1 protein-coding gene is annotated in these 318 nt (G+C 65.1%); it reads right to left on the reverse strand.

Going from position 1 to position 318, the window contains the following annotated elements; genetic code table 11:
- Positions 1-318, reverse strand: a 318-nt coding sequence (locus EN850_RS35060; RefSeq protein WP_136093037.1) for an efflux RND transporter permease subunit, incomplete at both ends; no start/stop codon positions are given.

Genomic DNA, 318 nt, shown 5'->3' on the forward strand with positions numbered 1-318 from the left:
TTCAAGATCGGTCGCGCCACCGTGACATAGGCCCGTCCCAGTACGCCGCCATGCGCGCTGGCGGCATGATCGTAGGCGACGGTCTGATCCTTCCGGCCGAGTTTCATCATCAGCCACGGCGTCAGCATCACCGCGACGAAGAAGGAGAACAGCATCGCGGCCGAGGCGTTGGCCGGGATAGGGCTCATATACGGGCCCATGAGGCCTGAGACGAACAGCATCGGCAGCAGCGCCGCCACCACGGTCAGCGTCGCCACGATGGTGGGATTGCCGACCTCTGCGACCGCTTCTATCGCCGCCTGGGTGCGCCAACGTGCT

The organism is Mesorhizobium sp. M8A.F.Ca.ET.207.01.1.1, assembly GCF_004794715.1.
Lineage (GTDB): Bacteria > Pseudomonadota > Alphaproteobacteria > Rhizobiales > Rhizobiaceae > Mesorhizobium.